The organism is Candidatus Hodarchaeum mangrovi, assembly GCF_975850365.1.
In genome coordinates, this window is record NZ_CDLCQJ010000129.1 from 1 (window position 1) to 10,166 (window position 10,166).

Sequence of the window (10,166 nt, forward strand, 5' to 3'; positions counted from 1 at the left end):
GGGCCATGTGCTGGATATGCTGACCAAGATTGTGAAAAAATATAACATGAAGGCAATTATTGTTCAGCCTCCGGAGAATTGTGGAAAGGCCTCGGAAAAGCTTCAAAAAATAGGATTTCTTCCCAATATCTTGAGATAATGGCTTTTAAGCCATGAGATTTTTCAGATAGACTTTGAACCGAAGAAAAAAGTTCTTTCGAGAGCAAAATAGGATGTCCTTTCTTCCCCATATATGTTGGAATTATAATTTTAGTTTGTTGATTATTTAGGTAAAAAATTTTGATTATTTTGTTCCAGATATTAGGGGTTATAAAAGGGATATCAGCAGGAGTGATTAGAACGGCATCTACATCGCTATAATTATTTATTATGAATTTAAATCCTGTTTTAATCGAGGATGTCATTCCTCCTTTTTTATATTCATTATTTATTATAAAGTTAATTTTTGGGGATTTAAAGTTTTTTATCTCATTGATTATCAGTTCAGGCGAATACCCTAAAACAAATACAATATTATCTAAATTAGATCTATTGGAATGGTCTATCAGGTAATCAATCACTCTTTTTGGAGGTTTAATTTCAGCAAAAAGTTTATTCTGTTTGAATCGTAATGATTCTCCAGCAGCAAGAATTAAACCAATTATCATATCAAAAGAACCATCTAAATAATTAATTTATATGAGTTAATTATATTATGTTTCTTCAAAACAAATAGGATTTAAAATCTCTGATAAATCCTTCAAATACTTTATAGCTTTAGACTTTCGTCTCGTATATATTTTGTTTTTATTTAGACAATATTTATAACTTGTATTACGATTCAAAAGCTCTTTTTCAATTAATAATCAAAAGTGGATGGATCTTATGGCTGTTTTTCCGAATTCAGATGAGATAAAATTAGAAATTATCAATTCAATTGCCTTTGACCTTAAAATCACTATTAATCAAGTAGAAAATACCTTAGTTTTACTCGAAGAGGGAAATACTGTACCCTTTATTGCTCGTTACCGCAAAGAGATGACAAATTCTCTTGATGAAGTTCAAATAAGATCAATAGATCAGATTTATAAAGAAAAAAATTTGCTAGAGCATGAAAAACAACGAATTATTGAGAATATAAGGTCTCAAGGAAAATTAACGGAGGGATTAGAAAAAAGTATAGATTCAGCAGAGTCAATGGGTGAATTGAATGAGATCTATAAACCATATAAACAGAAAAAAAAGACTAGAGGCCAAATAGCACGTGAGTTAGGATTGGAGCCACTGGCTGACAAAATTCAATATCAAAAAGGTTTAGAAGGATATACCTTAGAGAGTATAGCAAAAGATTTTGTGAATGTAGAAAATAAATTAGAAAGTATAGAAACATGTCTTTCAGGTGCTCGTGATATTATAGCTGAAGATCTCTCTTTATCAATTGAAATTCGAGATTTAATTAAAGAGAAATTTTATCCTGTAGCTTCTTTTAAAACGCAACAATCCATCCTTTATCAATTAGAAGTGGAAGAGAATCCCAATTCTCCAAAAGTGATTGAAGGGAAAAAATACGAGCAATATTTTGATTATGAAGAGAATGCTTTGCTAACTCCACCTCATAGATTACTAGCAATGATTAGGGGGGATCGTGAAGGTATTTTATCCTTTAAAATAAATTTTCCTGATTCAATGATAATATCTAATATTATTGAAATGACCATTCCTCCGCAGGAGATATTAGAAGGCGCAAATAAGCAGCTTACTCTAGCAATTGAAGATTCTTGGAAACGGTTACTAGGTCCTTCAATGGCTAGAGAGTTAAAAAGAACACAGTTAGAAAAAGCAGAACTTCATTCAGTTAAAGTTTTTGCAGAAAATTTGAAGCATCTCTTATTAACTCCTCCTGTAAAAGATAGAAAAATCCTAGGAATAGATCCAGCATATCGTACTGGATGTAAACTTGCAATTATAGATGAAATAGGATCGTTAATTGAAACTGGAACGATTTATCCCCATCAACCCCAACAAGAATGGAATAAATCAAAAGAAATACTCAGAGAGTTGGTTACAAGACACAATCTTTCGATAATAGCGATTGGTAATGGAACTGCGTCTAGGGAAACAGAAAATTTGATTTCTGAGTTAGCAAAAGAGATTGATCTAAAATATATAATTGTTAATGAAGCAGGGGCATCTGTATACAGTGCGAGCGATGTTGCCAGAGAAGAGTTTCCTAATCTTGATGTAAGCATTAGAGGGGCTGTTTCGATTGCTCGTAGATTACAGGATCCTCTCGCAGAATTAGTAAAAATTGATCCAAAATCAATAGGAGTGGGTCAATACCAACATGATTTATCTGGATTATCTTTAGCTCTCAATGATGTTGTAATTGATACTGTGAATCTTGTAGGAGTCGATGTAAATACTGCCTCTGAATCCTTATTAAGATTTGTCAGTGGAATAACTCGTTCCATAGCCAAGAATATTGTAAATTTTCGAGATGCAAATGGAGCTTTTATATATCGTGAGGAACTTAAAAAAGTCAATGGTATAGGTCCTAGGACATTCGAGCAGGCAGCAGGGTTTCTTCGAATTCTTGGATCTCCAGAACCCTTTGATAATTCTCCTATCCACCCTGAATCTTATCAACTAGCTGAAGAATTATTGAAGGTAGCTAAAGCTACCAAAGAAGATTTAGTTACTAAAGTTACTCGTGAAAAATTACAGAAGAAGCTCAAATTGTTAAATCCTGAATGGATAGCCAAACAATTAATGAAAGAGGAAAAATTAGAAACAATTAAAGATATAATCCAAATTTTACAAAATCCTTTTCTTGACCCTCGTGAAGAGTTTGAAAAACCTCTATTAAAGTCCGAGGTTTTAGCAATTGACGATCTTGTAAAAGGTATGTCAATTGAAGGAACAATTACTAATGTTGTAGATTTTGGTGTTTTTGTAGACATTGGGGTCAAAATTAATGGTTTGATTCATATTAGTGAAATGTCTAACTCAAAATTTATACGACATCCTCGTGATGCTGATTTACATGTTGGAAATATAGTGAAAGCTCGTGTGCTTGATATTGACATTCCTAGAAAAAGAATATCTTTATCATTAAAAAATCCAGAGCTAAAACCCGAAGAAGGAGAAAAGTTAGATAAACAAATAAAGTCTAGTTATATTAAAAAGAAGAAAATGACTATAGAAGAAAAAAAGTTTGCAACACTAATGAAGAATGGAAAAATTCAACTTTAGATATCTCTGAATTATAATTAAAAATTACTTATTCTTTAATCAGATACAGATTCTCTATTGTTTATGGTGATTCTATGCTTGAATTAATATATATTGCATGTTTTTTCATTGTAGGATTATGTTGGATCTTGATAAAAGGTGTTCGAGAAAATCAACTCGTTTTTTTTCAGAATGAAATTATGAATTTCCCTAAGAATCTAGTTACACTTATTAAAGGAATTCCAGCTGGAATAGCAGTTCTTTTCGTGCTTTTAATTCGGCCAGATGATTCATTGTTTTATTTTATTATTGCTGGGGCATTATTTTTTTGTATGTTAGGAGATATTGGGATGGAAAAAGGATTAATTCCTGGATTACCATTATTTCTTGTTGCCCAAGTATTATTTGCTTTTGGATTTATATTAAAAGCGCTTGATTATGAGATTACAGCAAATTCTATTATCTTAACATCTTTAGCCACTGTTGGAATAGTAATATATATTATATTACTTTTAAGATATTTAGAATCATCCGATAAGGGTTTGGGAGCCTTTAAATTACCAGTTATAATATATACCTGTTGTATTAGTATTATGCTTATTTCTACGATTTTTCTATGGATTACTTCGACCATTTTAAATATTCTTTTTCTTATTCTTGGAGCATTACTGTTTGTTACATCAGATTCACTAATTGCCATCCGTGAGTTTCATCATCGTTTTTCGAATGATTTCATCATTGTTATGGGAACTTACTATCCTGCAATCCTATTACTGTCTTTAGCAGCCATCTTTGTGTAATTTTTGAATTAGAAGATGTTTATTTGTTGTCATTTATAGATTAAAGATTCATCGATTTTGAAAGTGACAATAGACTAAAAAAAGAGTTAATAAAAATTCCTTTATACTTGCTAACTAAATAATAAAATAGATTATTTTCGTGAATTCTTATAAAATCAAAAAAAGAAATAATTTACATTAAAATAATTTCAATAGATGGCTAGGAAGAATAGTAATGACAGACATTGAGATTAAAAAAGATGTGCCAAGAATAATTGGGCATTCAATGGATCTTAACCTTCTTATAACAGAATTAAAAACCAATCAAACCAATGGATTAACATCTCAAGAAGCAGAGAGTAGACTTAAAACTTATGGTCTTAATCAAATTCCTAAACCTGAACAATCATTTTGGAAGGTCTATTTAGCCCCATTATTAAATACATTGATTGTAGTTTATTTAATAATGACAGGTCTTATAACCTTTCTAGCTTTAATCTATTTAATTCTTAATCCTGGAGATTTCCAAATTTGGTTAACCGCTGCACAATGGTTAATAATTGTAGGTGTTAATTTTGCCATTGCTATTGTTCAACAGGCTAGAGCTCAAAAGAAAATTGAAGCATTACAAAAGTTATCTGCACCTTCTGCTCGTGTGATTAGAGATAGCAAAGAAGTTGAGATTCAAACTGAGGATGTAGTTCCAGGAGATATAATAAAAATTTCTCAAGGAGACAAAATTCCAGCTGATTCACGTATTATTAAATCCAATTCTTTACGAATCAATGAAGCTTCATTAACAGGAGAAAGTGTTCCTGCTCACAAGACGGAGGATGGTCTTCTTGTTCTTAATGAAGACACTCCGATTGGTGAAAGAAAAAATATGATATACAACGGAACTTTTGCCACTTTTGGATCTAGTCTTGCGGTTGTAGTTAACACGGGAGGTCGGACAGAATTTGGTAAAATCAGTTTAGAATTAGAAGCATTAAATACCGGAGAAATTCCTATTCGATCCAAGGTCAATATGATTGGAAATTATTTGACGGCTGGTATGGCGATTATTTTCTCTATCTTATTGATTTATCAAGGGGGAATACTTCTAAGTCGTTTAAACTCTGGCCAATGGGATACTCCCATTGAATTTTTTGGTGAAATTGTCTTTATATTGTCTACGATGATTATAACAGCAATGAGTGTTGTACCAATTAATATCCCATTACTAACAACCATTATACTGATTACAGGTGTTTTAGCAATGGCAAAACATAATGTCATAATTAGAAACCTAGCTTCTATCGAAAGTCTGGGAAGAATTTCTATTCTATGTTCTGATAAAACTGGTACAATAACAGCAGGTCAAATGACTGTTAAACGAATATTTGATGCCTCAACGAACAAACATTATTATGTTACTGGCTTAGGTTATTCCCCTGAAGGAAAAATAGTAGAATTGTTAGATTTAGACCGCGAAAATATTAATGAAAGAGAATTACAAGTTCTACCCAGTGCAGATGTCGATATTGAAAGGTCTTTAGGATTTTTAATCGTCTCAGGAATGTTGAATAATGATTCCGAAATTGTTAGAGAAACAGTTGAAGCAACCCATCAGGTTACTTTTAATGCGATTGGTTCTCCAACCGAAGCTGCATTGATTGCATTATTTGAAAAAACAAAGCTTGATAAAGATGAAATTAAACAAAAATTTCGTGTTTTAAGGGAATATCCTTTTGATAGTTCTTTAAAACGAATGAGTAAAATCTTTGAAACTAAAGATTTTGGTACAGTTGTATTCTGCAAAGGAGCCACAGAAATAATTTTACCACGATGTACTCATATTGGTTATGGAAATGAAGAAAGAAAAATAAAAAATAAAGATAAACACATAATAGAGGCAAATATCAAAAATTTAGCTGAATTGGGATATCGTCTTTTATCATTAAGTTATAAAATGATTAAAGAGCTCCCAGAGAAAGGAGAAAATGAGCGGGATGAGATTGAAGAAGGTCTTTCTTATCTTGGATTTGTAGCAGTTTTGGATCCACCCCGCGAGAGAGTGGATGAATCTGTAAGTGAATCAATAGGTGCTGGAATTACCCCGATAATGATTACTGGCGACTCTCCTTTAACTGCTGCCTCAATAGCTAATAATATAGGTATGGTATATCTCAAAGATCAGCATTTAGTCCATGAAGGTAAAATGGCATCTAAATTAAATGACGCAGACTTTGAAAATACACGGGTTTTTGCACGAGTTTCACCTGATGACAAACGAGTCATCGTTGAACGGTATCAACGACAAAATCGTGTTGTAGCTATGACAGGTGATGGTGTTAATGATGCTCTTGCCCTTAGTATGGCTGATGCTGGAATAGCAATGGGAGTGTCAGGAACTGAAGTATCAAAACAGGCTGCTGACTTAGTTATTGCCGATGATTCCTTTAATTCTATAGTCACAGGTATTAGAGAGGGTAGAGCTTTATTTCAACGCATTAGAGTTATTATTTTCTTTTATATCTGTATAAATTTAGCTGAAGCAGCTACGTATATCGGTACCTCCTTTTTAATGGGTTTACCTGGATTTGAAAATTTTGTTCTGATGGATAACTTACAACGTGCTTATATATTTGGAATTGCCCATTCTCTTCCTCCAATTGCATTGATTATTGATCAAATTCCCAAGGATATTATGGATAGAACACCTATAGATACAGCAGGTATTTTTAATAAGAAATTAACATTAACTCTAATTTTCACCGCAATTTCCCTAGCTTTTGTAATTTATGTTATTTATTTTTCAGCCTATTTCGGATTTATTGGCATTAATAGTGCTAATAACAGCTTCTATATCCCAATTATGTATAATGAAGTTCCCACCCCTAATTTAAGACCGATTAATCTTTCACATGCTAAAGCAAGAACTCTTATGCATACTATCCTTTATCTTGCTATTCCCTTAGTTGTTCTTTCAGTACGGAGGATTGATAAATCTCTGATTGAAGCTATTCGTGAAGACTCCTTCTGGTTTACATATCTTTGTGCATTTTCAATACTCCCTATCCATTTAGGATTAATGTATATTCCATTCTTACAAAGTGGAATTCTTGAATCAATTGGGATATACATCGATATTATTGGGCTAGATATCTCAGACTGGATTATTTGTATTACTGCTGCTTTAGTACCTCTGGGAGTATTGGAATGTGTAAAGTGGGTATATCGATTACGAGGAGAATATTATTAGAATTTCTCCTAAACACCCACTCAAGTTTCACTGTAAGTTTGATAAAACTCAAATAACACCCATTCATCCCTAATTAGTGGTTTCTTTCTAAGGCCAATATTTACCGTCATTATAGTTAAAATAACGAACTCTAAAATATGTACCTGTGAAAAAAGGTGAAATATTTACCTGAAAACCCTGTTTTAGATAATTAAAGAACAAATAGTTTTCTGAATTACACCCTTGAGCAATCTCTACGCTTGGAAATGATAATTCTAGTTTTTCTTGTATTGGTCCACTGTAATTTAAGTAAGACATTATTTGATGAAGAGGAATAGTATTTGTTTCCAATTTTAAAACCTCACTAATTGTCTGGTAAAAGCTTAAATATTTCAAATGTCAATATTTTCTATAAAATCCGACAAAAACCATAAAATCATAGAAGTTAAAAAATATACAGAAGAGGGGCCGAATTCCAAGAATTTGTTATTTAGTTTTTCATAATAGTTTAAAAATTAGTTGAAATTTTAAATTAAACTTTGCTAGAGAAATGTTGATTATATTAAATTATTTTAAATATCAGAATAACCTTTTTGAGACCTCTGTGATAACGATTTCATAAATCATTTAGTCTCTGAGAATAATTGATTTAGTTCTTCTTCTATACTCTTATAAGAAGATCCAATGTTTCCCTTTAATAAAGAAATTCCATTTTTTGTACCAATAATGATAGCTGATTTTATTATATCTTGATCCAAGAAAATTTTGCAATAAATATCTTCATTTGGAATAAGAAATTTTCTTTGTGAATATTTTAATTCTTCCTCCTTACCTATATAGTCAATTGAAGTTACCAATAATTTTGTAACTTTAATTGATGTCGAAAGCTTAGAACCAGTGTATTTTACTGATCGTGGTTTCATCATGTTTTGAGCAGCTACTTTTGCCTGCTCAATTGAAGGGGGAATTATTCCATAGACTTTTCCTCTATGCTCTGCAATATCCCCAGCTGCATATATGTCCTGAATACTTGTTTCTAAAAAGTCATTTACTATTACTCCTCTATTAGTCTTCATTCCTATTTTCTTGAAAATGTCAATTCGGGGAGTTATACCTGTACATGTCATAACAATATCAGTAGGAATTATAATTCCGTCTAGAAGCTTAATTCCCTCTACATGATCTTTTCCCAGAATTTCCTGAACCTTTACTCCCAGATAGAAAGTAATATTTTGTTTTTTTTCCAAAATATTCTGTAAAATTTTTCCCCCTTCCGCATCTAATTGTCGTGGAAGAAGGTAGGGAAAGAATTCAATAACTGAGGTATTTAATCCTCTCTCAGCACATGCACTCGCAACTTCTAAACCTAATAGACCTCCTCCAATTATCACAGCCTGTTTACTAGTTTTCATTCTTGTTCTGATTGCAATAGCATCATCTAAACTCCTTAAACTAAAGGAATTTAATAGATTTATTCCAGGAACAACGGGACAATAACACTCTGCTCCATTTGCAAGAAGAAGACGATCGTATGAATATTGTTTAACAGTTGAAATAACAATTTTATCCTTAGGTGAGATTGCTATAATTTCTTCTTCCAGATGAAGTTCTATCCCTAATTTTGAATAATATTCTTTAGAGTAGGATATCACATCTTCGATTTTAAGATCTTGACGGAGAAATTCATAGAGTTTTGGGCGAAGATAGTACCCATATTTTTCTGAACTAAACATTAAAATCTTAGAATCTGTCGGAGCTCCCTTTATAAGGGATTGCGCAGCATTAAATCCTGCTACTCCATTACCTATTATAACGAATATCAATTCTTTCACAATTAGAAGTTTAAAATTCGACTTGAAATATTTTCGATGAAATAAAAAAAGCAAGAAGTAAAATCAGAGATTTAAATTGATTGTACTTCTCCAAAGACCATGGATATTACAGTAGGATAACCCAATCAGTTTTCCAGGCTTACCTGTTTTTAAAGCGAAATGACCTCTTGGTTCTGTAAAAACTGTACTAGTGTCAGGTCCCTCTGGTGATTCACCATGTGCATCAAAAGTGACTTTTCCCACTTCAAAGGGAAATTTAGATCCATCAGGATGGAATAGTAACTGAATCCATCTAATATGATGAGTAGTTGTATTTGGATGAGCGATTTCCTTTCCTACGCTTACATCAACCCAATAATATCCATCTTTTTTACTCACTTCAATAACAGGAGCATGTTTTTCAGATTTCCAATCCGCTGATTGGAATAAAGTGTTCATATCAGTCATTTTCTCCACCATAAATGTATTTGTTAGTTATTCAATGAAGACAATTCTAGATCCAAAAGATGTTTAAAAAGCATTGTGTTGTGAAATCAATAGATGTAAGTATTCCATCTTATTGAATTTGCTCTAAACCAGCTTTTTCTGATTCTTTCCTCCAAAGTTTTCTATAGTGCCATCCTCCTGACTTTTTCTTTAATGGTACTTTCTTTAAATCTTTTAACCACTTGTTTTCTACTTCTAAGGCTTCATCTACTGCTTTTTTTGAAAATTCAGTTAGTTTATTAAGACGTTCTTCTAAAGACATTGATTTCAAGGAGGGTAGTAATCTTTGTAAATTTTTCACCCATTTTTCCTCATAATAATCTATATCTGGCTTTAATAAGCGTATTCGTGTTTCATAATCTAAGAGAACTGATCGATGAATTATTTCATGTTTCCACCATAGACTTTTTGGATCAAATTTATTAGTAGGAAGAGGACCTAGATTAATTAAGCCTGATTCAAGAAAAAACGGTTTAAATAATGAAGTACAAGGTGCTGCTGTTCCAGTCATCCAATGAGTCTGAAGATCAGGATGAAGATGAGAAACCATTGAGGAAGTAGTTTGGCTTAAAACGAAGATAGGACGAATATGAAGACAGATACATTCAAAAGAACCTTTTGAAGGATTCCATTCAC

The 10,166-nt window shown here is 32.1% G+C and carries 7 protein-coding genes and 1 pseudogene; 3 read left to right on the forward strand and 5 right to left on the reverse strand.

All coding sequences use genetic code 11. From position 1 onward, the window contains the following. Positions 1–56: 56 nt before the first annotated feature. Positions 57–647: a nucleotidyltransferase family protein gene (locus ACWVCY_RS12320; protein ID WP_455143128.1), complete on the reverse strand. Its 591-nt coding sequence runs from the start codon at positions 645–647 to the stop codon at positions 57–59. A gap of 217 nt (positions 648–864) precedes the next feature. On the opposite strand from ACWVCY_RS12320, the gene ACWVCY_RS12325 reads away from it, so the two are divergent. The 3 genes from ACWVCY_RS12325 (at position 865) to ACWVCY_RS12335 (ending at position 7,233) form a co-directional block, all read left to right on the forward strand. After that, positions 865–3,231, forward strand: coding sequence for a helix-hairpin-helix domain-containing protein (locus tag ACWVCY_RS12325; protein ID WP_455143129.1), 2,367 nt, complete (start codon positions 865–867; stop codon positions 3,229–3,231). Positions 3,232–3,305: 74 nt separating this feature from the next. Next, positions 3,306–4,010 carry a lysoplasmalogenase family protein gene (locus ACWVCY_RS12330; RefSeq protein ID WP_455143130.1) on the forward strand — a complete coding sequence of 235 codons (705 nt, stop codon included), beginning with the start codon at positions 3,306–3,308 and terminating at the stop codon, positions 4,008–4,010. A gap of 214 nt (positions 4,011–4,224) precedes the next feature. Beyond that, positions 4,225–7,233 (forward strand): cation-translocating P-type ATPase, encoded by a 3,009-nt coding sequence (locus ACWVCY_RS12335; protein ID WP_455143131.1) that lies wholly within the window; start codon positions 4,225–4,227, stop codon positions 7,231–7,233. A gap of 87 nt (positions 7,234–7,320) precedes the next feature. On the opposite strand, the gene ACWVCY_RS12340 is transcribed toward ACWVCY_RS12335, so the two are convergent. The 4 genes and pseudogenes from ACWVCY_RS12340 to ACWVCY_RS12355 all read right to left on the reverse strand — a co-directional run. Further along, positions 7,321–7,563, reverse strand: coding sequence for a hypothetical protein (locus tag ACWVCY_RS12340; RefSeq protein WP_455143132.1), 243 nt, complete (start codon positions 7,561–7,563; stop codon positions 7,321–7,323). Positions 7,564–7,835: 272 nt separating this feature from the next. Then, positions 7,836–9,035 carry an NAD(P)/FAD-dependent oxidoreductase gene (locus ACWVCY_RS12345; protein WP_455143133.1) on the reverse strand — a complete coding sequence of 400 codons (1,200 nt, stop codon included), beginning with the start codon at positions 9,033–9,035 and terminating at the stop codon, positions 7,836–7,838. Positions 9,036–9,107: 72 nt separating this feature from the next. Next, on the reverse strand, positions 9,108–9,491 hold the full coding sequence (locus ACWVCY_RS12350) for a desulfoferrodoxin family protein (protein WP_455143134.1): 384 nt from the start codon (positions 9,489–9,491) through the stop codon (positions 9,108–9,110). A 109-nt stretch (positions 9,492–9,600) separates the two neighbouring features. Further along, positions 9,601–10,166 (reverse strand): annotated as a pseudogene (locus ACWVCY_RS12355) (hypothetical protein); the annotation flags it as partial.